This is a genomic window from Paenibacillus sp. JJ-100 (assembly GCF_948329825.1).
Taxonomy (GTDB): domain Bacteria; phylum Bacillota; class Bacilli; order Paenibacillales; family Paenibacillaceae; genus Paenibacillus.
Window position 1 is genome coordinate 214,466 of record NZ_CAOJCM010000001.1, and the last position, 23,035, is coordinate 237,500.

General features: G+C 45.1%; 17 protein-coding genes. 12 read left to right on the forward strand and 5 right to left on the reverse strand.

The genetic code is table 11. The features are described 5' to 3' along the window. Nucleotide 1: 1 nt before the first annotated feature. Both PQG66_RS01105 and PQG66_RS01110 read left to right on the forward strand, forming a co-directional pair. Entirely contained in the window at nucleotides 2–1,603 is a 1,602-nt protein-coding gene (locus tag PQG66_RS01105) for an ABC transporter substrate-binding protein (RefSeq protein WP_272034183.1), read from the forward strand. A gap of 182 nt (nucleotides 1,604–1,785) precedes the next feature. After that, nucleotides 1,786–2,808: a LacI family DNA-binding transcriptional regulator gene (locus PQG66_RS01110; RefSeq protein WP_272034185.1), complete on the forward strand. Its 1,023-nt coding sequence runs from the start codon at nucleotides 1,786–1,788 to the stop codon at nucleotides 2,806–2,808. 328 nt (nucleotides 2,809–3,136) lie between these two features. Here the strand turns inward: PQG66_RS01110 and PQG66_RS01115 are convergent, their stop codons facing one another. Then, nucleotides 3,137–4,201, reverse strand: coding sequence for a phosphodiester glycosidase family protein (locus tag PQG66_RS01115; protein WP_272034187.1), 1,065 nt, complete (start codon nucleotides 4,199–4,201; stop codon nucleotides 3,137–3,139). After that, the gene (locus PQG66_RS01120) at nucleotides 4,198–4,608 is read right to left on the reverse strand and encodes a hypothetical protein (RefSeq protein ID WP_272034189.1); all 411 of its coding nucleotides are present in this window, start codon (nucleotides 4,606–4,608) and stop codon (nucleotides 4,198–4,200) included. The genes PQG66_RS01115 and PQG66_RS01120 overlap by 4 nt, the downstream gene beginning before the upstream one ends. 441 nt (nucleotides 4,609–5,049) lie before the next feature. On the opposite strand from PQG66_RS01120, the gene PQG66_RS01125 reads away from it, so the two are divergent. From PQG66_RS01125 to PQG66_RS01135, 3 genes are all read left to right on the forward strand, one after another. Continuing rightward, entirely contained in the window at nucleotides 5,050–5,706 is a 657-nt protein-coding gene (locus PQG66_RS01125) for a response regulator (RefSeq protein ID WP_272034191.1), read from the forward strand. A 117-nt stretch (nucleotides 5,707–5,823) separates the two neighbouring features. After that, a complete protein-coding gene (locus tag PQG66_RS01130) occupies nucleotides 5,824–7,050 on the forward strand; it encodes an aminotransferase-like domain-containing protein (RefSeq protein WP_272034193.1) in 1,227 nt (408 codons plus the stop codon). A gap of 184 nt (nucleotides 7,051–7,234) precedes the next feature. Further along, on the forward strand, nucleotides 7,235–7,861 hold the full coding sequence (locus PQG66_RS01135; RefSeq protein ID WP_272034195.1) for an FMN-dependent NADH-azoreductase: 627 nt from the start codon (nucleotides 7,235–7,237) through the stop codon (nucleotides 7,859–7,861). A 145-nt stretch (nucleotides 7,862–8,006) separates the two neighbouring features. Here PQG66_RS01135 and PQG66_RS01140 read toward each other — a convergent pair whose 3' ends face one another. Then, a complete protein-coding gene (locus PQG66_RS01140) occupies nucleotides 8,007–8,891 on the reverse strand; it encodes a DUF2161 domain-containing phosphodiesterase (protein ID WP_272034197.1) in 885 nt (294 codons plus the stop codon). A 358-nt stretch (nucleotides 8,892–9,249) separates the two neighbouring features. Between PQG66_RS01140 and PQG66_RS01145 the strand changes: the two genes are divergently transcribed. From PQG66_RS01145 to PQG66_RS01175, 7 genes are all read left to right on the forward strand, one after another. Then, nucleotides 9,250–11,145 (forward strand): PrkA family serine protein kinase, encoded by a 1,896-nt coding sequence (locus tag PQG66_RS01145; protein WP_272034199.1) that lies wholly within the window; start codon nucleotides 9,250–9,252, stop codon nucleotides 11,143–11,145. Between the two features lie 219 nt (nucleotides 11,146–11,364). After that, on the forward strand, nucleotides 11,365–12,366 hold the full coding sequence (locus PQG66_RS01150) for a globin-coupled sensor protein (protein WP_272034201.1): 1,002 nt from the start codon (nucleotides 11,365–11,367) through the stop codon (nucleotides 12,364–12,366). Between the two features lie 138 nt (nucleotides 12,367–12,504). Beyond that, nucleotides 12,505–13,536: a LacI family DNA-binding transcriptional regulator gene (locus PQG66_RS01155; protein ID WP_272034203.1), complete on the forward strand. Its 1,032-nt coding sequence runs from the start codon at nucleotides 12,505–12,507 to the stop codon at nucleotides 13,534–13,536. 383 nt (nucleotides 13,537–13,919) lie between these two features. Next, nucleotides 13,920–16,688, forward strand: a complete 2,769-nt coding sequence (locus PQG66_RS01160; RefSeq protein WP_272034206.1) for an endo-1,4-beta-xylanase — start codon at nucleotides 13,920–13,922, stop codon at nucleotides 16,686–16,688. A 293-nt stretch (nucleotides 16,689–16,981) separates the two neighbouring features. After that, nucleotides 16,982–19,462 carry an EAL domain-containing protein gene (locus PQG66_RS01165; protein ID WP_272034208.1) on the forward strand — a complete coding sequence of 827 codons (2,481 nt, stop codon included), beginning with the start codon at nucleotides 16,982–16,984 and terminating at the stop codon, nucleotides 19,460–19,462. 197 nt (nucleotides 19,463–19,659) lie between these two features. After that, nucleotides 19,660–19,893 carry a hypothetical protein gene (locus PQG66_RS01170; protein WP_272034211.1) on the forward strand — a complete coding sequence of 78 codons (234 nt, stop codon included), beginning with the start codon at nucleotides 19,660–19,662 and terminating at the stop codon, nucleotides 19,891–19,893. Next, the gene (locus PQG66_RS01175) at nucleotides 19,894–20,175 is read left to right on the forward strand and encodes a type II toxin-antitoxin system RelE/ParE family toxin (RefSeq protein WP_272034213.1); all 282 of its coding nucleotides are present in this window, start codon (nucleotides 19,894–19,896) and stop codon (nucleotides 20,173–20,175) included. 109 nt (nucleotides 20,176–20,284) lie between these two features. Here PQG66_RS01175 and PQG66_RS01180 read toward each other — a convergent pair whose 3' ends face one another. Together PQG66_RS01180 and yhbH are read right to left on the reverse strand one after the other, a co-directional pair. Continuing rightward, the gene (locus PQG66_RS01180) at nucleotides 20,285–21,721 is read right to left on the reverse strand and encodes a SpoVR family protein (protein WP_272034216.1); all 1,437 of its coding nucleotides are present in this window, start codon (nucleotides 21,719–21,721) and stop codon (nucleotides 20,285–20,287) included. Further along, nucleotides 21,718–22,884, reverse strand: coding sequence for a sporulation protein YhbH (gene yhbH, locus PQG66_RS01185; RefSeq protein ID WP_272034218.1), 1,167 nt, complete (start codon nucleotides 22,882–22,884; stop codon nucleotides 21,718–21,720). Before yhbH ends, PQG66_RS01180 begins: the two co-directional genes overlap by 4 nt. Nucleotides 22,885–23,035 lie beyond the last annotated feature (151 nt).

Here is a 23,035-nt window from a genome sequence, read left to right on the forward strand (position 1 = left end):
CATGCAAACGGGCAAAAAGTTGTCAGTCAAATCGTTATTTGCGATCACACTCTGTCTCTTGATGTTGGTCGTATCCGCTTGTTCCAACAGCAGCAGTACAGAGGGTGGAAACGAGAAGGATGCAGATGGAAATTACAAAGATAACCTGACCATTTCTGTAGCGAATCTGACCGAAGTGAAAAATGGCAATATGGACAATGAGTTCCACAAATTCTGGGAAGACAAATTCAACATCAAATGGGATTACAACTATATTGACTGGGATTCATGGGGGGAAAAGCTTCGCTTGTGGATCAACTCTGGTGACCTGCCGGATGTAGCGGTATGGAACTATGTTCACGGGGATGCAATGAACAACATCGATCAAGGTCTGTTCTACAAGTTCCCCGATGATTGGAAAGAACGCTGGCCAAATGTTGCTGCGGCTTACAAGTTGACAGGGCTCGGTGATAAGTTGGAAGAACTGACAGGCGGAACGTATCTACTGCCAAGACCAATCTACTTTGAAAACAAACCAGCCGATCCGCTAACGAACCAAATTGGGGTTATCGCACTACGTAAAGACTGGGCAAAAGCGGTTGGCTTTGAACTGAAAGATGCCTACACGACATCTGAATTGAATCAGTTCGCTGAACTGGTGAAAGAAAAAGACCCAGGCAAGGTAGGGAATAAGCTGGTGCCATTGTCTTATAACGCTGCCGATGCAATGACCAACATCATTATGCCAAATAGCGTGCATGCAATGACAGATGTTCCTTTCTACAAAGGTGAAGATGGTCAGTTCCACTGGGGTCCAGCAGACCCGGAAACACTGACTGGTTTGAAATTGATGCAAAAAGCGTACAAGGATGGACTGCTTAACCCAGAGTTCTACACATGGAAAAACAATGAAGGACAAAATAACTTCAAAGTAACAGGTACTGCGGCTGTCACCAGCCTGGGTGGACTGGCTTCTTACAGACAAGGTCTGGATTCTGATATAAGGAAAAACCTTGGAGTGAGCAGTGATGATCTTGTTCACACAGCCATTGTTCTTGGTGACGACGGCAAATACCGCAACATGGAGCAAGCCAACTTCTGGTCCGCTCTGATCTTCAATCCGGAGATTAGTGATGAGAAATTCGAACGGATCATGGATCTGATTGATTACTCTGCAACTCAAGAGGGACAATTGCTCATTAACATGGGCTTCGAAGGTACAGATTGGAAATACGATGAGAACAAAGAATTGGTAAGTTTGTTGCCAGAGGGAACTGTATTGGAAGACAAGTATCCTGCTCGTTTTGAAGGACTTTACCTTCTGGGTGATGACTTCAGTGTAGTAAACCCGGCAATCAAAAAAGAGTATCGTGAAAGAGCAGTGGAATTGTTCAAGGAAAAAGCAAAACGGGGTACTGAAAGTAAATCACTTGCTCCATACGATTGGGAAGTTAATTTATACGATTCCAAAGCGAAAAACCAAGCTTCATTCGACTATCCAAGTGAATATGCCAACTTGATTCTCAAAGGCGGAGACTTAGAAGCCAACTGGAAAGAGTGGGTAAATAGCAAAATGTCTCTGGTTCAGCCTTATCTTGACGAATTGAACGAGAAATTCAAGTAAACATAATATTATGAACAGAGTGGGGATGGCAGTAGCGTTCTGCCCCCTCAGTCCATATGAACCCGGTGCGCGGTCTCTCCCCGAACGCAGCCGGGTTCTTTGTTTCAAATGATTTTCAAATAATCTAATGTTGGGTCTTTCGCTAGGGAGGGCCCGACCAACATAATAGAGGAGCGAAAAAGATGGTCAGTATCAAAGATATCGCCAAGAAAGCTGGAGTTTCCATCTCGACCGTATCATACGCGCTGAATGGAAACAACAAAGTGACCGATGAGACCCGTTCTAAAATATTGGCCATTGCTAAAGAGATGAATTATGTTCCTAATGCGGCAGCCAGAACATTAAAGAAGAGAGAGTCACGGATTCTCGGCGTATTTCTCACAGATTTCAGTGGGGATGTATACGGAGATTTGTTAAGCGGGATGAAGGCGGTATGTAATACACACGGATATGATCTCATTGTGTGCAGTGGTAAACAGTCCCATCGCATGCTGCCAGAAAGAATGATTGATGGTGCTATAATTCTAGATCATACATTTGCAAGTGAAGAGCTTATACAGTATGCCGATTGGGGACATAAAATTGTTGTGCTTGACCGGGAGCTGAAACATCCTAACATCAATCAGGTGCTACTGGATAACAAGGCTGGTGCCACACTGGCGATGGAATATTTAATTGAACATGGGCATAAAAAGATTTATGTTGTCACAGGTCCAGAAGGTTCGTTTGACTCCGTACAGCGATTGAAGGCTGTAAGACAGGTTGCGGAGCGTGAGGCCGATGTGGAATGGATAGAAATCACAGGGGATTTCGAGAAAAGCGGAGGGGAGCAAGCGGCAGAGCAGATTTTAGAGACGTATAATGAACCGGCAGCTGTCTTTTGTCTTAATGATGAGATGGCTATCGGTTTATGCGATCGTCTTGCACAGAGTGAACTCCAGGTGGGCCAGCATATTGATGTCATTGGCTTCGATCATATTGAACTTAGTAATTATGTACAGCCTAAGCTCGCAAGCATCGATTACTCCAAACGGAAGTGGGGCGCCCTTGCAGCTGAACAATTAATTAAAATTATCGCTGGAGAACCCGTTGATCACGAGCGAATATATGTCACTTTAATAGAAGGAGAGTCTGTGACAGGACCCAATCAGGTTGATGCAGACGACGTGAAATCCGTGCCACAAGAGCGTGCTGTCAACTATTGAACACGATTTCCAATGGAAGGACCACAGTTTCAATATCCAATGTTAGAACAGGAGGCAGGCTTTAGAGGAATGGCGTATTATTCCTATAAGACTTGTCTTCTTCTGTGTGTAAAAACAAAAAAAGCCTCTCCGAGGAGAGGCTTGCCCTTAAAGGCCTTTTGTTTTGTCGTGGTTGTAGGATGCAGTGAGAATGCCTGTAATAAAGAGCGCTAATACAACAGCGATAATCCAGAACGTCAGTGAAAACGACATACACTTCGCACCTCCTGCACAAACTCATTTACTTCTATTATAACCATATTAATTAGAAAAGGAATGCCTCATCCCATCATTTGTAAAATAAAAAATGAGTCGGCACCGGTCTTAGGTTTCCATCCGAAGGATTATTGATGACACGGTTATTCAGGATTAATGACGAAGATCCACCGCCATCAAGATTGTAGGCATCGACGACCCCGAGTTTGAGCAATCGGCCTTGCATCTCTTCAAGGGTAGCTCCGGAGCTTCCATTCTCGTTATATCCGTCAACAACGATAATGAGTAATTGATCATCCTTATAGTTACCAATAACCGTTCGTGGTGCTCGCTTCGGTGATACTTTCCATTTGTCCGGAATAGTTGTCTTCTTCCCGTTTTTCATAAGAACGGGGACAAAGGTCGCTCCGAACTGTGGTTTTAAACGATCCAGGGAACTTTTATCGAAAAACTTGCCTCCGACCAGCTTGCCTGCATCGTTCAGTCCAACAAAGAACAGGTCTTTAAAACTGGCTTGAAAACCGTTCACGTATTGACCGTTCATGACGGTTGTACTGAGCGGGTAACGCTTGCCGCCACTGTCAGCAAAGCCGCCAGCATTAATACCGGCAATAGCCCCACTACGTTTCACGGCCTGCAGTGTTGTTTCCGATTTGCCAAGTTCACTACTTAAGGCCATTTGCATTGCGCTAGGATCTTTCAGCTTGATCTTCATGGCATACCCTGTATAAGTACCTGGGTTAACCCGATATAATTCAATAGTGATTCGATCACTGTTCACTCGTTCCAGAGGAATGCCGAGTTTGGATGTAATCCGTTTGTTATATATGGTTTCCGGACGAGCGGCTTGAACGGTAGCCTTCTGTACAATGGTTGACATGGTGCTCGTCGTTTTATTGTAGAGTTGGGTCGTTTTTTTAATAGAAGAAGAAGTTTGAACAGCAGCATCCTTTGCTCCCGCAAGTTCTTTGCTGATTGCCTGGGTTCGAGAAGTTACAGGGTCTTCAGGCAAGTTAGCTGGAATGATCGGTTTGGCTTCAAGCTCAGGACGAAAAAACAGCAAGCATAGGACTAATCCTATAAAAGGAGCTAGTGCAAGCATAAAAAAACGATTAACCTGTTTGACGGGTGTAATCATTTGAGCAAGTCCATCTTTTTCTGGAGAGCATCCAGCTGTTTCTTCACTTCACTCAACTGTGTGTACAATTTGTTGCTGTTGTCTGTTTTATTGCTTGCATTATCCTTAGTGAAAGTCAGCAATTCATTAAAGGACTGAACTTGTTCCTGTAATGCCGCTACCTCCGATGAAATCGTTGTTAGCTGCTTTTCGTAGTCGGTTTTCAGCGTGTCAATCTGATGTTGTGTATGGGCCTGAAGCTGGTTGATCATCTGTTGCTGGAGATGGTTACTATAATAGTAGGTACCCACGACTCCTAATGCAATGAGAAGAATCCACATGACCATAAACCATCGAACGGATGACCTTGTCTTGTCTTTGCCGCTCCGGGTGTGATGGATGTCAGAAGACGAGTCGGATAGTTTCATAACATCACTCCTGGTTCGATTTATTGAAGGCTAAAAAATATCAATCCTCATTCTACCACGCTGCTATTGATTACGCAAAAATGAAATTCTTTAAATAATAGAGTAAAAAGAGATTGCATCGGATGGAAGTCCTAGGATACAATTTCTTATAGATGCAATATGTAGGAACTTTGGGTTAGTTTTTCGACTTTTTTTGATAGAAATACAGGAATATAATACTATGTTTTTATCATTTCTGGTATGAAAGGATAGACAACCTGGTGATTTTGTATGAGAAATCGTCAGAAAATAGGTCTTTGTGGAACTTTATTCCTGTGGTTTCTAATTATTCGACATATCCTGACGTTAGCTTCGTCTATACGGGAACTGTCGCATAAACTGCCTATGAGACATAGATGAAAGTAGAATTCAATTGTTTAATACATAACAGGGGGAAATACAATGGAAAAAATATGGCAGGTGGTCATCGTAGATATCCACCCTACCAGTATGTTGGGGACAAAGTTAATTTTGGAAGAGCAACAGGATCTGACGGTTCGGGGCATGACTTCGACAGGTACAGAAGGTCTTGAATTGGTAAGTATGCACAAGCCTGATCTTATCCTGATGGATTATCGTCTTCCAGAGGGACAGGCGGATCAATACATAGCGCAAATGAAAATGTTGTCGAATCACACCCACATCATTATTCTGACAGATGAAGAAAATGTGAAGCTGTTTCGCCATTTGATGAGTATTGGAGCAAGCGGCATGTTATCCAAGCAGGCCTCGCCAAGCCAATTGATTCATCTGATCTCTGGACTAAGAGAGGGGTATGTTTCTATACCTATGGCTTGGTTAAATAGTGAAGATTGGGGGCAACCTGTCGATTCTAAGACAGAACCTTATTTTATTGAACTTACAGAGACAGAAACTTTTATTATGGAAAGAATTGTTCAAGGGGTAACCTATGATAAAATAGCGAGTGAGATTAATGTGAGCAGACGCTCCATTGACAATTATTTGCGTAAAATCTATGTGAAGCTGGAAGTAAGCAGTAGAGCACAGGCGATCGAACGTTATGCTTTATATGCGAGGCAGTCTAAAACATTATCTTGATTGTGTTCTTATCGAACTATTCATGGAATCGTCCGGTTATATTTGGGTTCCAGATGGAATAGGTTGTAGGGCGGCTGCGAGAACAGTTTCGGATTTGGGATGAAGGGGGATCTATCTATGAAATATTTCTTTGCTTCCCGTACCAACAGGCTTTTGTCTTCACCGCTGAGGGATATAAGTGAGATGTCTGGCAAGGAGTATTTCATTTCACTCGCTGAAGAGTTGCCTGCGGAGGAACTTTTTCCGTTCAAACTGTTGGAAGAAGCAGCATTGTCCGTGTTTAGTTCGGGTCCTTCTGCTCTGCAGTATGGTGAGCCAGCAGGTTATGCACCGTTAAGGGAATGGCTGAACAACGATTGGAATAAGCGTAAAGGTATACGGACTGTCTCTGATCAAATTCTGTTAACGACAGGCACACAGCAGGCAATTGATCTCGTGATGCGTCTGCTATTGGAGCCGGGGGACCCTGTGCTTGTTGAACATCCTACTTCTCCCGGTTGTCTTGAAGTACTTGAAATGCAAGGCGCAGCGATTGTACCCGTCCCAGGAGATCAGGACGGCATCCTGCCAGACGTATTGGAACAGCACATGCAGCAGGTGAGACCGAAGCTGCTATTTGCTGCACCCAGCTTTTCTAACCCCACGGGAGTTCTATGGAGTATGGAGCGTAGAGAAGCTGTGCTTGATCTCTGTTCTCGTTATGGAGTACTGCTTGTAGAAGATGACTCTTATGGAGAGCTTCATTTTGATGGTCTGGAGCCAGGCGTGTTCTATCGCAAGTATCCTTCACTCTTCGCTCTGGATACGGCGGATCAAGGTGGACATGTCCTTCACATTGGCTCTTTCAGCAAAACGGTTGCACCTGCACTCCGCACGGGATGGGCCGCCGGACATCCAGCATTGATCCAGGCTATGACATCCGTGAAGCGCATTGCGGATGGACAGTCCAGCCCGATGAATCAGCGTCTATTGTATCAGTTACTTGCACAGTCTCCTTTTCGGTGGATGGATCATTTGTCTATGCTGAACAAGGAGTATAAAACAAGGCTTAAGTTGATGCTTGAATTATTGAAAAGACCTGGATGGAGAGGTTGTAGCTATAATATTCCTCAGGGGGGAATGTATTTATGGGTACAACTGCCTGAAGGACTGAGCAGTGAGGCGTTGCTCAAAGCAGCTTTACGGAAGGGCGTTTCCTTTCTCCCAGGAACGTTATGCTCTACAGGTACGTTGGATCAACAATTCATCAGATTAAACTTCAGTCGCCCGGGCCGTGATGAGTTGCTGCTTGGCATGAATCTGATCAGCGAAGCCATTTCAGAATTCACCGCGCGTAGCTCGTAGACAATGCTAAATGATGGACGTTAAATGATCGGTTACAAATTGATGTGGATTACGTTATTGCATCCACTAACATTTTTATATATAATGTGAATTAATGAGTTGTTGGTTTCTTTATACTGAGCAAGCACGGTTGCGAGTTCAGGATACACACTCATATATTTTAATTAATGGGGGAAATTTCATTATGTCTAATGTTCTTTTTATTAAAGCGAATGACCGTCCTGCGGATCAAGCAATCAGTGTTCAATTGTACGATGCATTCCTGAGCGCATACAAAGAGTCCCACCCAGGTGATACCATCACTGAGCTGGATCTTTACAATACAGATCTTCCATACTACGGTAACACTGTAATTACTGGTGGCTACAAAGCAGCTAACGGTATCGAAGCAACTCCGGAAGAGCAAAAAGCAGCAGCACTTGCTGCACAATTGCAAGATCAATTCCTGGCAGCTGATAAAGTAGTATTTGCTTTCCCATTGTGGAACTTCACTGTGCCAGCACCACTTGTGAACTACATCTCTTACCTGAGCCAAGCAGGAAAAATGTTCAAATACACTGCTGAAGGCCCTGTAGGTCTGGTAGGCGACAAAAAAGTGGCTTTGTTGAACGCACGTGGTAGCGTATATTCCGCAGAGCCTATGGCATCTGCTGAAATGTCCGTTCGTTATGTAACTAACGTACTTAACTTCTGGGGCATCCAAAACCCTGAGTTGGTAATTGTTGAAGGACACAATGCTGCTCCTGATCGTTCCCAAGAGATCGTAGAAGCTGGTTTGAGATTGGCTAAAGAAGTAGCAGCACGCTTCTAAGTTGATCCAATACTGCTCTAAATCAAACGCCCGTCGTTTCCGAATGGAGATGACGGGCGTTTTTTGTTGTGCTGTTTGGAGTGACAGGGAAGCCGAATTCTATTTATGTTTCACGAATGTAAATATAACGCAAGCTCCGTATCGTTCAGTTTTTGGTTGTGTTCAGGAGGTAACGTTCAGTGACCTCGGCAACTTCAGCTATATCAGCAATCTCATCGATTGAATTCAATAATAGTTCCTCCGAGTCGATATAGAATGTCCCATCTGGATGTTGATCTGTCGAGTTATCAGTTTCTCCATCTGTCAGACCATAATCATGCATCATAAGCGCATGTTCCGTCAGTGCCTCTATACCTTTGGTGCTTAGGATATATTTCCCACGAGAAAGACGTTCAAACCAGCCGTAATAGTTTTTCTGCAGAATCGATGCCGCTGAACCTACACCGGTCTGCCGTGCCAGTACAGCGGGTGAAGATTCACCACTGGATCTCAGCGCAGTTGCGACACGTATAGCTTTTTCCCGGTAAGCTGTCATCAACTGCCGGCCTGTACTGCCGCCTGTATTATAGTCTCCGCTCCGTTCACCAAATTCCTTAAGGAGACGCTGGCGGCGTATCCCTCCTTTGCGTGTAGGCTGGGGAAGTCTGCCCGTGCCGGAGTTCATAGCTGGCTCACATAAAACATCGATGAGAGGTGCTTTGGTTTTGTAAAAAGTAACGGTCATTAGCCCCAGGCCAAGCTGACTGCACAGTGCGGTTAGCTCGCCCCAGCGCTGGTTGACAGCTCCGCGCTTACTACGATTGCGCTCCACCGCCAGATAAACAAGCGGGCTGAGTTTCAGGCGTTGCATCCCCTGCAATAGCAGAGACAGGTTAAATGTCTTTTTCATCTCTACAATAAGAGGTTCATCTTGATCTGCTCTAACTCCAACCAGGTCACAATGCTTGACTTCGGCCTTGACATTGAAACCACGTTGCTCAAAAAAAGCTTTGACAGGGGAATAGAGCTCCGTTTCGTATTGTACAGCCATGTATTTACTCCTTCCTGGATCATTTATCCGCATTCATTTCATGGTCCGTTATCCTTGATTAGAACCCTCATTATAGCATAATCATTCTTTTTTTTCTGAGGTCATAAGATGTCTGATAGATCAACAAAAACGTAAATTTCAAGGTGAAGGTTTGAAAAAAAAGAGGTCAACTTATCCTCATCGCCGCATAGGTATGTAATACACTTTTCACATTCATACAAGAGTTTTGGAACAAGGATAGCGGGACTATGCCGGACCGCAGAAGGGTATTCAAGCAGGAGCTGTAATTCTATTGATATCTTCATACCATTCGGAATGGTTGACAATCACACTAAAGGAGCCATGGGAGGTACCGAGCATGAATATTTTTGAACGCGTTGCGGAATATCGGGCAGAGAGTGACCGTTTGTCATGGAACGGAACATTTGAAGATTATATTGCACTGCTGAGAGAGGACCCGACTCCTGCGATGACGGCTCACGCACGAGTATATCAGATGATTGAATCATTTGGGGTAGAAGAGGTCGGAGGGCACAAGCGCTACAAATTTTTCGAGCAGGAAATCTTTGGACTGGATCGTTCCATTGAGAAGCTGGTAGAGGAATATTTTCATTCGGCCGCACGCCGTCTGGATGTACGTAAGCGGATTTTGCTTCTGATGGGACCGGTCAGTGGAGGGAAATCTACACTGGTGACGTTGCTGAAGCGAGGGCTGGAACAATTTTCACGTACAGAAAAAGGAGCAGTCTATGCTATAGAAGGATGCCCGATGCATGAAGAGCCACTGCATCTCATTCCGCTTGAACTTCGGCCTGATGTAGAAAAAGAGATTGGTGTGCGGATCGAGGGCAACCTGTGCCCGTCGTGCCAGATGCGACTTCGCACTGAGTATGATGGAGATATCAGCAAGGTCCGAGTGGAACGGGTTATTATCTCGGAAGATAATCGGGTCGGTATTGGTACGTTTAGCCCTTCAGATCCGAAATCACAAGATATCGCGGACCTTACAGGCAGTATTGACTTCTCTACCATTACCGAATTTGGATCGGAATCTGATCCACGAGCATATCGTTTTGACGGGGAACTGAATAAGGCGAACCGTGGTCTGATGGAGTTTCAGGAGATGCTGAAATGTGATGAGAAGTTTCTGTGGAATCTGCTTTCCCTGACGCAGGAAGGGAACTTTAAGGCTGGTCGGTTCGCGTTGATCAGTGCGGATGAGATGATTGTGGCTCACACAAACGAGTCTGAGTATAAGTCCTTTATTTCTAATAAGAAAAATGAGGCTCTGCAGTCACGGATGATTGTCATGCCGATTCCATATAACCTGAAGGTGTCAGAGGAAGAGAAAATCTACGCCAAGCTCATTCAGCAAAGTGATATGAAACATGTGCATATTGCACCGCATGCGTTGCGAACGGCTGCAATCTTTTCTATACTCACCCGCTTGAAAGAAACCAAGAAACAGGGCATGGATCTGGTGAAAAAAATGCGGATGTACGACGGGCAAGAGGTCGAAGGGTACAAGGAAGCTGATCTGCGTGAAATGCAAAATGAATATTTGGACGAGGGCATGTCTGGTATTGATCCACGGTACGTCATTAACCGGATATCCAGTGCTTTGATTAAGCAGAATCTTCAATGCATTAACGCGCTGGATATCCTGCGTGCAATCAAGGATGGGCTGGACCAGCACGCTTCCATAACGAAGGAAGAACGCGAGCGTTATTTGAATTTTATCGCACTGGCACGTAAAGAGTATGATGAGCTTGCGAAAAAAGAAGTACAGAAGGCCTTTGTATACTCGTTCGAAGAGTCCGCCAAAACATTGTTTGAGAATTATCTGGATAACATCGAAGCTTTCTGCAATTGGTCCAAAATCCGTGATCCGCTCACAGATGAAGAGATGGACCCCGATGAGAGATTAATGCGCTCCATTGAAGAGCAGATCGGTATCTCTGAGAATGCGAAAAAAGCGTTCAGGGAAGAGATTCTGATTCGAATTTCGGCATATTCCCGCAAGGAGCGCAAGTTCGAATATAGCAGTCATGATCGGCTGCGAGAAGCTATTGAAAAGAAACTGTTTGCTGACCTTAAGGACATTGTTAAAATAACGACTTCTACAAAAACGCCAGATGCTGCACAGTTGAAACGGATGAACGAAGTGATCAAACGTCTTATTGAAGAACATGGATATACGGCTGCTAGCGCTAATGAATTGTTAAGATACGTGGGTAGTTTGCTCAACCGCTAAACAGCGGCACCATTCCGAATTAGGTCCTGAAGATTTGTTGTGAGGCTCCTTCGCAACCCATTCAGGACCTTTTTATTTTTAGAAACTTCATTACATAAATATAACAATTTTCAAATTAAATAGTTCTTAAGATATATGTTTGTTTAGGTAGTTTAGTCTATAATCAATTAAATCTTATTAATTAAGAAGAACTTTGATGAGGAGCTGAATTGATCTGATATGGGTAACATTTCAGTAGAAAGACAGAAACAACTGGATTATGTAGGATTAACGGAACAAGATTTTAAACTGCTTGCGGAACATCGCCCTGTTTTCGAGAGGGTTGTTGACGAAGTGGTCGATCATTTTTATAAACATATCGGGAAGTATCCAGAATTGATGGAGCTGATCTCCCGTTTCTCCAATATTGACCGATTGAAGGAAACGCAGCGGATGTACTGGTTATCCATGACAGATGGCAATGTAGATGATGATTATATTGAACAACGTATCACAATTGGACTCGTTCACTCACGCATTGGACTGACGAGCAACTATTATTTGGGCGCCTACATGGCCTATCTGGATATAGCTACCAACGTATTTCAACGGCTTATCCCGGAGTCATGGCATCTCGTCATCCATGCACTGAGCAAAATGTTCAATCTGGATTCACAACTCGTTTTGGAAGCATACGAAAAGAAAGAAAAAGGACAGTTACAGCAGCTTACTGCGGATCAGGACCATACCCTGCAAGCCATTACGAAAATTACTCAGGAGCTCACAGGCATGATTACGGAGTTAAACCAAAATGCAATGTCTATCTCCGCTGTAGCGAATGAAACGGTGGCTTCCCAGGATCAAGCCCATGAGTTACTGGATGAATTGACTGGTGAAATGCAGCAGATTGAGAAGATGGGCGAGCTGATCCGTGAAATATCCGATCAAAGTCACTTAGTCGGGTTGAACGCTGCAATAGAGGCAGCACATGCCGGAGAGTTTGGACGGGGATTTGAAGTGGTTGCGAGCGAAGTGCGCAAGCTGGCAGCGAGCTCCAAAGATGCACAAGGAACGATCCAATCCAATCTGGATCAGATCATGGCAAAATTAAAAAAAGTGCAGCAGGAGTCTGACCGTACATCGATCGGAGCACGGAGCCAAGCGTCACGTTCATCCGAGCTTGCGGTTTTTGCCACAGCCATGGAGAGACTTGCAACAGACTTGAGAAAATTGGAAAATTAGCATCATAAGCCTCGGTTACGCATGGAACCTTTCATACCGTTTTGGGCAATAATAAGCTATAATGGGTAGACAAACCTGCCGATGTTATAGATCATATAGCCGGAGCCAGGAGATTTGAAAAGAGGTCGAGGTGATTAAATGGCTTCCATCCATGATGTGGCCAAAGAGGCGGGGGTTTCCGTTGCAACCGTTTCCAAAGTATTGAATGACTATCCTGATGTTAGCGAAAAAACACGAAAAAAAGTGAACTTAGCCATTGAACTATTAAAATATCAACCGAATGTGGTCGCACGTGGACTGGTTAAACGCCGTTCTTGGACAGTGGGTGTACTGCTAACGGTTCCATTTACTAACCCATTTGTATCCGAATTACTTGAAGGTATCAAAACAGCATTAGAAAACAGCGGCTATGATCTAGTTCGATTATCAACCCGGTTTGATGACCCTACATATTCATTCATTAAGCACTGCCGTAGTCGCAATGTCGATGGCGTTGTCGTTTTCGGTGAGGGCCGTGAAAATAAAAGCATTCAGGAACTGGTCACTGCAGAGATTCCGACCATGTTCATCGACACAGACTTATTTGGCAAACGCGCGGGCTACATTACGACAGACAATGTGAATGGGATTGCAATGGCGGTTAAGCATCTTCATGAGCTTGGGCATCGCAAGATTGCCTATATCTCAGGTACGCTAGGGCCTGCTGTGGCCAATCTTCGTTTAGACGGATATAAGGAAGGGCTTCGTTTGTGTGGCATTCCTTATGCAACGATATATCTGGAAGTCTGTGACTATTCATTTGATGGTGGCGCCAAGGCAGCTCGGCGATTACTGGCTCTTCGGGAACAGCCCACAGGCATTATCTGTGCCTCTGATATGTCTGCTTTTGGTGCCATCCATGAGATTGAGAAGCATGGGTTCAGTGTGCCAGAGGATATTTCCGTCGTTGGATTTGACAATACGTATTATGCTGAAGTGTTTAAGCCCGGATTAACAACGGTGAATCAGAATATCTACACGATCGGCATTCGAGCTATTGAGAATCTGATCGCGATGATTGAAAATTCATCCTTTACCCCTCCTGTATTGACGGAACCAGCAAATTTAATTATTCGACAGACGACAGCACCAGTGAATGAAACATATCCAGAAACATCTGCACAGCCCTAGGCTGTGCTTTTTTATATACGGGATAAGATGATAATAGAGAAGTCGCAACCATGTGGACGATAAGGATCATGGGATTATAAGTATAAAAATAGGGGGTTGAACACTAAATTTCTATATTTACAATAAAAGAGGCAATGACATAAATTTAAAAATGTAACCGCTTACTTTAAATAGAAAGTAGGTTCTCCAAGGCATAATCATGCTCACTTGAGGAGGTTATGGACCGTGCATTGTATGTTTCTGATCCCATCCGTGCGGCAGCTTAAGCTGTCGTCTGTGAACAGACCAGCAGAGGAAATCCATGCATGCAGAAGTGTGTCGTGAAATGCCTATGTTTGACCGCGTTACAGGATGGATGATCAAATTCATAAGGAGGAATGGATGTGCGGGGAAGATGGTTGAGGTTATGCTTGGCGACCGTGCTGATCTTTAGCTTGTTACCAAGTATCGGAGTCAGAGAAGGGAAGGCTAGCGCAGCTAATACAGGGGATATTTTGTTATCTCATTCGTTTGAGGATGGAAATCTCGGAGACTGGCGTGCTCGTGGTACGGAAAAGCTAGATGTTGTCAGCGGTATTGGGCATGATAGTAATCGCAGTTTGAAAACTTCTTCTCGGACGGAGACATACCATGGACCGCTATTAGAAGTGTTGCCGTACCTGCAAAAAGGAAGTACCGTCCATGTCTCCTTCTGGGCGATGTATGACGAAGGACCTGCAACACAGGTTATTAATGGCTCTTTGGAAAAGGAGTTTAACGGTGATGCATCTAAGCTTGAATATGCGACCTTTGCTTCTACGACACTGAACAAAGGGCAATGGAAGAAGATCGAAGCAGATATCATTGTACCTGCTGAGAGTACAGGCGTAAGCGGATTTCGTATATACGCCGAGACACCATGGAAGCAATCTTCCGAAGTGACGGAGACAGACACGATTCCTTTCTACGTGGATGATGTACAGATTACAGCGACAGAAGCGATCGGAATCGAGAAGGACATACCGGACTTGGGCAAAACGCTGGGTACATCCTATGCTCTTGGGGCAGCTATTGATCAGACAGCTCTGAACGAACAGGACCCACACTCTGATCTGCTTAAGAAACATTTTAAAAGTATTACAGCAGGCAACTTCATGAAAATGGATGCGATGCAGCCGACAGAAGGCAATTTCGTCTGGTCGGAGGCGGATCGACTGGTCAACTTTGCTGCAGCGAATAATATGGAGATTAGAGGCCATACGTTGCTCTGGCACAGTCAAGTGCCGGACTGGTTTTTTACCGATCCTAATGACTCATCGAAGCCAGCTACGCGGGAGCAACTACTGCAACGCATGAAAACACATATTCAAACGATTGTAAGTCGGTATAAAGGCAAGGTGCATACGTGGGACGTTGTCAATGAAGTTATCTCGGACGGTGGCGGTTTGCGTAATCAGGCGAGCGGTTCCAAATGGAGAGATATCATCGGCGATGTAGACGGCGATGGAGATGACAGTGACTATATTGAACTGGCTTTCCGTTATGCACGTGAGGCTGATCCTGACGCAGTGCTGGTCATTAATGATTATGGCATTGAAGGCAGTGTCAATAAAATGAACGATATGGTCAAGCTTGTGGAGAAACTGCTGGCTAAAGGTACGCCGATTGATGCGATCGGTTTTCAGATGCACGTGTCCATGTATGGACCAGATATAAAACAGATTCGTGAAGCATTCAACCGCGCTGTTGCTCTTGGTGTTCACATTCAAGTGACAGAGCTGGATATGTCGATTTACTCCGGTAACTCTGAGCAGGAGAAACCTGTAACGAACGAGATGATGCTGGAGCAGGCTTATCGTTACCGTGCCTTGTTTGATCTGTTCAAGGAATTCGATGATCGAGGTGTCATGGACAGTGTGACGTTATGGGGACTTGCAGATGACGGCACATGGCTAGATGATTTTCCTGTCAAAGGCAGAAAGGATGCACCGTTGCTGTTTGACCGTAAGCTGAAGGCCAAACCGGCATATTGGGCATTGGTAGATCCGGCATCGCTGCCTGTATATCGAAATGAATGGACCGCCGCCCAGTCGAAGGTGTCCTTGCCTGACCGTAAAGGACAGGAGGATATCCTCTGGGGAGCAGTGAAGTCGCAGATATTCTCTCATGTCATTGAAGGTACTTCAGGCACGACAGGCGAAGTGAAGATGTTATGGGATGGAAAAAAATTAAATCTGCGTATTGAAGTAAAAGACGCTACACGCTTTAAGGGTGATCAGGTCGAGGTCTTTGTAAGTTCCGAAGATCTGACAGCCAGCAAGAAAAACAGCACACCGAGAGATGGACAATATCTCTTCAATCGGGATGGCAGCAAAGGCAAAGACCAAAAGCTCTACCAGGTAAAAGAGAATAAATCGGAATATATTGTGTATGCTTCGCTCCCATTAGAAGACTTGAAAGAAGGTAATGTGCTATCTCTGGATTTCCGTATTACGGATAAACAGGCTGATGGTAAATCCTCGATTATTGTCTGGAACGATACAAATAATGAGCAGCCACAGAAGAAAGAAAGTCGAGGCAAGCTCAAGTTAGGCCCTGAGTTGAAACAAGTTAAAGTCACGTACGGAACTCCTGTGGTGGATGGCAAGGAAGATAAGCTATGGAAAAAAGCTGCATCCATCACAACGGATGTAACTGTTGTGGGCAATTCCGGTGCCAAGGCTAAGGCGAAGCTGCTGTGGGATGAAAAGTATCTCTACGTGCTCGCTAATGTCAATGATCCTCTACTCAGTAAAAAAAGCGCTAATGCCCATGAACAAGACTCCATTGAGTTATTCATTGATCTGAACAAGAATCAGACGAGTAGCTATGAGGATGATGATGCGCAGTACCGAATTAATTTCGACAATGAAGCTTCTTTTGGAGGTAACGCCCGCAAAGAGCAGTTCAAATCGACCGCCCTTCTGACCAAAGATGGGTATATGATCGAGGCTGCCATTCCACTTGAGAATGTGAACTCCAAGCAGAGCAAATGGATTGGTTTCGATCTTCAGGTGAATGATGACGGTGCGGGGGATGGCAAACGAAGCAGTGTCTTCATGTGGAGTGATCCTTCAGGCAATTCGTACCGCGACACGTCCGGATTTGGTAGCCTGTTTCTGGTGAAAAAATAGGTCTGCGGATAGAACTATGAACCCGTTATATGATGAAGAGTTGCAGCGGAGAAGCCAGGTACAGCTGAGTTATGCTTCTGGAAATAAGTGTTGATTTTCGCAGCTGGGACGTTTAGACTATATACATCGATTATATGCGGGTTTCAAATGTATGCCAAACGGTTTATGACTGAGTCGCTAATCTCGAAGTCAAATGATACGGAGCGAGTGCCTGTCATCCAGACAGTGCGCTCGCTTCTTTTTCATATTTTACAACATACATATGAGATCTCCCGGCTGAAAGGACAGAGTGAGTGGAGCACATACATGGCACCTATAATCTACAACTTGTTATTTTATCCTATATTATTGCGTCGTTATCCTCTTATGTAGCACTTGATCTTGCAGGTCGTGTATCACTGACAAGCGGAAGAGCCCGTCACTGGTGGATTGCTTGCGGGGCTGTTTCTATGGGGCTAGGCATATGGTCAATGCACTTTGTCGGCATGCTTGCGTTTGTTCTGCCTATTCACGTCTCTTATTCTACAGATATAATCATGGTATCTGTTCTTCTGGCGATTGCCGCATCAGGAGTTGCACTGAACTTTGCGAGACGCGAGTCCCATAAAATCGCCAGACTGGTGCTTGCAGGGCTATTGATGACGATCGGTATTACCTCTATGCATTACGTGGGGATGGAAGCGATGTCCATTCCAGTGACATACAAACCGACACTTGTGTCTTTATCGGTTCTGGTTGCAGCGGTGGCTTCCTTTGCGGCGCTGTGGCTTATGTTTTATTTTAACCGACGGGATTCTAAACTGAGCTGGGTTTATAAAATGGGTAGTGGCTTCATTATGGGGTTGGGCATTGCAGGTATGCATTACACCGGCATGGAGGCGGCCCGTTTCCACCAAGCGAGAATCATTCCTGACCATTTAAGCAGACAAGTTGAACCAGAGATGCTTGCTTATCTGATTACAGCAGGCTCATTTGTGACGATTGGCCTCACATTGTTTGGTAATTTTATTAATCAGCGGATGTCCCTGAAGGATCAGCGTATTCGCGAGAGTGAACAATGGTATCAAGCGTTGTATCATAATCATTCAGATGCCATTATCTCTGTGGACAGAGCAGGTGTTATTAAAGGGATCAACGCAGCTGTAACTACGATTACGGGATATACGGAGAAAAGGGTGATTGACTATCCGGTCGAACAAATTCTTAAGCATTTGGATCCCCAGTGTGAGAGTATTCATAATGCTTGCAAATGGGACGATCAGGAAGTGGAGCAACAGTTATTCATGGCCAAGATGAGAAATGGTCGCGATGAACTCCTTGACTTAAGTATTGCTGTCATTCCAGTTATCATAGATGAAACTCATGTAGGCAGTCATATTCTCATTAAAGATATAACGGAGGAGACGCAGGCTCAGGAGATAATACGCCATCAAGCGCTGCAAGATCCACTCACAGGGTTGTATAATCGGCGCAAGTTGGATGAAGTGCTGGCGAATACCATACATATTTGTAAAGAAAACGAAGCCCGATTTGCTGTGATGGTTATGGACATAGACCGCTTCAAAATGATTAACGACTCATTGGGTCATTCTATCGGTGATATATTCCTTAAGGAAGTTAGTAGCCGAATTACAAGTACCATTGAAGCTTCTTATCCACAAGCGGCTTCTAATGTGACGCTCGCCCGAATGGGCGGGGACGAGTTTACCATGGTAGTCACTGGTGAACAGGCGACGGAGAAGCACATAGTTCAACTTGCAGAACAGATTGTCGAAGCGATCCAGCAACCTTATCGTCTACAGGAAAATGATTTTTACGTTACAACCAGTATCGGTATTGCCATGTATCCTGAGCATGGGGACGTAGCGGATGATCTGATTAAACATGCGGATTCTGCCATGTATGAAGTGAAGAAAAATGGAAAGAACGGCTACCAGTTCTATACGGCTCAGCTGGACTCTGAGCTCTACGAACGAATTGAGCTGGAAGGTTATCTGCGAAAAGCGCTGGAACGGAATGAAATGGTGCTGTATTATCAGCCGCAGATCAGGACACAGGATGGCCAGATGATTGGAGTTGAAGCTCTGATCCGTTGGCAGCATCCCATTAAAGGATTGTTAGCACCTGATGTATTTATTCCACTGGCCGAGGAGACGGGTCTGATCTATGAGATTGGCAACTGGACGCTTCGTGAAGCCTGCAGGCAGATGAAGGCCTGGCATGCTAGCGATGGCCCACGTATCCCGGTGTCTGTGAACTTATCCAGCCAGCAATTTCACCAACCTAACCTGGTGGAGCAAGTTCAGAATGCATTAAGCGAGACAGGACTGGAAGCCAAATATCTGGAACTGGAAATTACCGAAAGTATGATGATGGATGCAGCGGTATCCACAGCTATTCTGAACGAGCTTTCCGCTCTGGGTGTGAAGATCAGTCTGGATGATTTCGGTACGGGATACAGTTCACTAAGCTATCTGAAACACTTCCCGATCCACAAATTGAAGATCGATCGTTCCTTTGTCACGGATATTACCGAGAGTCATAGCGATCAAGCGATCGTGGCAACCATTATTTCGATGGCACAGAATCTTCAGATGGAAGTGATCGCAGAAGGCATTGAAACGAAGGGACAGCTGGATATTCTGATGCAAAATGAATGCAAGGAAATCCAAGGTTATTATTTCAGCCGGCCTCTACCGGCAAGTGAAGTGGAAAACAGTTTCTTTGTACCCTGGCGTTTGTTTGAAGAAAGTAATTCTGTTGTACATTCCTAAAAAGGCTAAGCGGCAAGTTCTCGATTTGTATCGCGAACTTGCCGCTTTATTTTGTGGTATACGCTCTTCTTTCAATATTTGTAAATTGTCCGAAAGTCATTATTTCATGGCTGAGTTGCAACACGGTTGTATGCTATAATTCAGATTAAGGTTCTTATTAGCAGGTGTAGCGATATCATCGAAGGAGGTTGCAAGGAATGAACTTTAGTCTGAAAGCTCCTGATGGCACCGTCATTGAATCCTATGAGAAAGATCATAAGGAATTCATTCGAATTGCCGGCTTGGAATATGAAGTGTATAATCCGGTGGATGAGTTGGATTCCGATCCGGAAATAAGACAAATGATTGAAGCATCCGAGAAAGACATCGAGCAAGGTGAACTGTATTCAACAGATGACCTGATTCAACGGGTGAAGCGTGGTGAGCTGTAATTGAAGGTTCAATGGACCGCAACGGCGATGAACCGACTTCGTCAGATCAAAAGTGAGCATTTTTCAGAGCAAGAAACGATGGAGTACAAAATCAATCTGATTCGACGTATAGAACAAAAAGTGGTAACGATGGGGACAATGATGCCTTCCCGTGAGTACCACAATACATATTACTGTATCGTGGATCGTTATGTTGTCTCTTATAAAGTCATGGACAGCGGCGAATACTATGTGATCACTTCATTTAAGCATAGTGCGATGAATCGTAAATATAGATTTTAATCTCTGACGAACTTATATATAACATGCCAAAGCGGCAAGTTCTCGAATTGTATCGGGAACTTGCCGTTTTTTGTTTTTCCAACCTATATCCGTACTGCATCACTCCAGCTTACAAAAACTTGCGGTGATGCTTTTTGCCATCATAGGTGAACCAGATTGGTTTTTCTTCTACACGAGTCTCCACGTGAACAGTACGCCCCCAGAGTCGATACAGGTACGGAAGGGTGCGTTCCATGTATTTTAGATCTAGCTCAATGCCCTCATATTGATGTTTCAACACGAGTTCGCCCGTGCGCAGATAGTCCGCGTCCTGCACGACCAGATATGGGGAGCCCCCATTGATACGCGAAAATACAAGCTGGTCGCGGATGTTCTCCCACGACTTGTCGGTGATTTTCCAGTCCGGTCCCTTTTTCTCGAACACATAGAGATCGAGGTCCTCGGTTAACTTCTTGGTCATGTAGTTCCGGATGAAGGAAGTATCCGAGTCGAATTCGCGCACCTCGAACATTTTGGCTCTACCCTGACCTGGCTGCCGCCCCCAACGTTCCTGCTCCTCACGTGTGGGCTGATCCCAGCGGCGTTCGATATCTTCGAAGATTTTCAGTCCTAGGTAATATGGATTCAGACTCTGTCTGGAGGGTTGCACAACGGAAGAATTCAGCTTGGCAAATTCTATCGTATCCTCACTACTCAGGTCTAGCTCGCGTATAATACGTTGATGCCAGTAGGAGGCCCAGCCTTCGTTCATAATTTTCGTTTCCATCTGTGGCCAGAAATAGAGCATTTCCTCCCGCATCATACTCATAATGTCCCGCTGCCAGTCGGTGAGCACCTCGGAGAACTCCTGGATAAACCACATAATATCTTTCTCTGGTTCCGGCGGGAAATGATGCACCTGTATGCTGTCCGCAGGCTTTTCTTCGATCTGCAGATTATCGAGGGACCACAGGTCATCGTATTGACCTTCCGGTTTAGGCGCTTTTTCACCACGCTGTTCGCGAATTTTCATCTCCATGTACCGCTGTTTGTCTAGGCGCCGCGGTTTGATAAGCTGCGGGTCCACATGTTCTTGAATGGCGAGTACCGCGTCGATGAAGGATTCGACCGCCTCTGTACCATACTCCATCTCATAGTTGCTGATTCGATCCGCCGTAGCGGCCATGCTATCGACCATGTTGCGGTTGGATTTGGAGAAGCGGGCATTGTTTTTGAAAAAGTCGCAGTGCGCAAGAACGTGCGCTACGATTAATTTGTTCTGAATTAGAGAGTTGCCATCCAACAGGAAGGCGTAGCAAGGATTAGAGTTGATTACGAGTTCATAAATTTTGCTAAGTCCAAAATCATATTGCATTTTCATTTTGTGAAATGTTTTACCAAAGCTCCAATGGCTGAACCTCGTGGGCATGCCGTAAGCGCCAAAGGTGTAGATAATATCCGACGGGCAGATCTCGTAGCGCATCGGGTAATAGTCGAGGCCGAATCCATCGGCAATCTCCATAATTTCAGCAATAGCGTATTCCAGTTCGCGGATCTCATCGGTCATCCCAGGCTGCCTCCTTCTCTTTTTTGAAAAAAGCTGCGGAGCGCTTTGTACACTTCTCCTTTTTCCTTGATGACGTAATACATAAACTGATCCATCTTAATATGGCGGTAGGCAGACATCAGTGTACTGCTGCGGTTGTACTGATTCACTTCACCGTATCCAAACATGTTGCTGCGCTTCATAAGTTCACCAATCAATTTCACGCAACGCTCATTATCCGAGGTCAGGTTATCGCCATCCGAGAAATGGAACGGATAAATATTGTAGCTGGAAGGCGGATAACGTTGATCAATAATCTCCAGTGCCTTCATATATACAGAGGAGCAGATCGTGCCGCCGCTCTCGCCGCGAGTGAAAAATTCCTCTTCCGTCACTTCTTTGGCCTCCGTGTGGTGAGCCAGGAACACAATGTCGACTTTTTCATACTGACGCCGTAGGAAACGGGTCATCCAGAAGAAAAAGCTACGCGCGCAGTATTTTTCAAACGATCCCATCGACCCGGATGTATCCATCATGGCGATAATAACCGCATTGGACTGAGGAATGATCTTATCTTCCCAGGTCTTGTAACGGAGATCGTCCGGACTGATGTGATGGATGCCTGGATTGCCTGTTGTGGCATTGCGGCGCAGGTTCTCCAGTATTGTACGTTTCTTGTCGATGTTGGACTGCATGCCCTTTTTGCGAATATCGTTGAAGACCACGGTATGTGTCTCGATCAGATCTTTATCCTTCTGTTTCAGATCAGGCAGTTCCAATTCGGCAAACAGAATATCTTCTAATTCCTCAATACTGATCTCCGCTTCAACAATATCGTGACCGGGCTGATCGCCGGCTTTTTCGCCCTTTCCTGGCTTCTGAGATGCCGGATCACGGCCAATGACGTCGCCAACCTGGCTATCCCCGTCTCCTTGGCCAACATGTTTTTGCTTCTGGTAGTTATACACAAAACGGTACTCATCCAGACTGCGGATTGGTACCTTAATGATTTGTTGTCCATCGGACATGATAATATTTTCTTCGGTAATCAGATCAGGCAGATTTTGCTTAATGACATCTTTCACCTTTTGCTGATGGCGCTGCTGGTCCTGGTACCCTTTGCGGTGAAGCGACCAATCTTCCCGGGATACGACGAACGAGTAAGGCTGGTGTGAATTTGACATGTAGGCACCCCCCATTGATTACGCGGCACAGTTTGGCCTGTCGGTAATTAAGTATATTCACGGGCTGGGGCGATATGTGATGCGATCTCAACTAAAATGAATGAATTGCGTGGATTCGCATCGGGATTAGCTGGAGAAAGTACATGCCGAA

Bases quoted from the DNA above. Each gene is read 5' to 3' on its own strand.
- PQG66_RS01105 (WP_272034183.1), top strand. From the start codon at position 2: ATGCAAACGGGCAAAAAGTTGTCAGTCAAATCGTTATTTGCGATCACA.
- PQG66_RS01110 (WP_272034185.1), top strand. From the start codon at position 1,786: ATGGTCAGTATCAAAGATATCGCCAAGAAAGCTGGAGTTTCCATCTCG.
- PQG66_RS01115 (WP_272034187.1), bottom strand. From the start codon at position 4,201: ATGATTACACCCGTCAAACAGGTTAATCGTTTTTTTATGCTTGCACTA.
- PQG66_RS01120 (WP_272034189.1), bottom strand. From the start codon at position 4,608: ATGAAACTATCCGACTCGTCTTCTGACATCCATCACACCCGGAGCGGC.
- PQG66_RS01125 (WP_272034191.1), top strand. From the start codon at position 5,050: ATGGAAAAAATATGGCAGGTGGTCATCGTAGATATCCACCCTACCAGT.
- PQG66_RS01130 (WP_272034193.1), top strand. From the start codon at position 5,824: ATGAAATATTTCTTTGCTTCCCGTACCAACAGGCTTTTGTCTTCACCG.
- PQG66_RS01135 (WP_272034195.1), top strand. From the start codon at position 7,235: ATGTCTAATGTTCTTTTTATTAAAGCGAATGACCGTCCTGCGGATCAA.
- PQG66_RS01140 (WP_272034197.1), bottom strand. From the start codon at position 8,891: ATGGCTGTACAATACGAAACGGAGCTCTATTCCCCTGTCAAAGCTTTT.
- PQG66_RS01145 (WP_272034199.1), top strand. From the start codon at position 9,250: ATGAATATTTTTGAACGCGTTGCGGAATATCGGGCAGAGAGTGACCGT.
- PQG66_RS01150 (WP_272034201.1), top strand. From the start codon at position 11,365: ATGGGTAACATTTCAGTAGAAAGACAGAAACAACTGGATTATGTAGGA.
- PQG66_RS01155 (WP_272034203.1), top strand. From the start codon at position 12,505: ATGGCTTCCATCCATGATGTGGCCAAAGAGGCGGGGGTTTCCGTTGCA.
- PQG66_RS01170 (WP_272034211.1), top strand. From the start codon at position 19,660: ATGAACTTTAGTCTGAAAGCTCCTGATGGCACCGTCATTGAATCCTAT.
- PQG66_RS01180 (WP_272034216.1), bottom strand. From the start codon at position 21,721: ATGACCGATGAGATCCGCGAACTGGAATACGCTATTGCTGAAATTATG.
- yhbH (WP_272034218.1), bottom strand. From the start codon at position 22,884: ATGTCAAATTCACACCAGCCTTACTCGTTCGTCGTATCCCGGGAAGAT.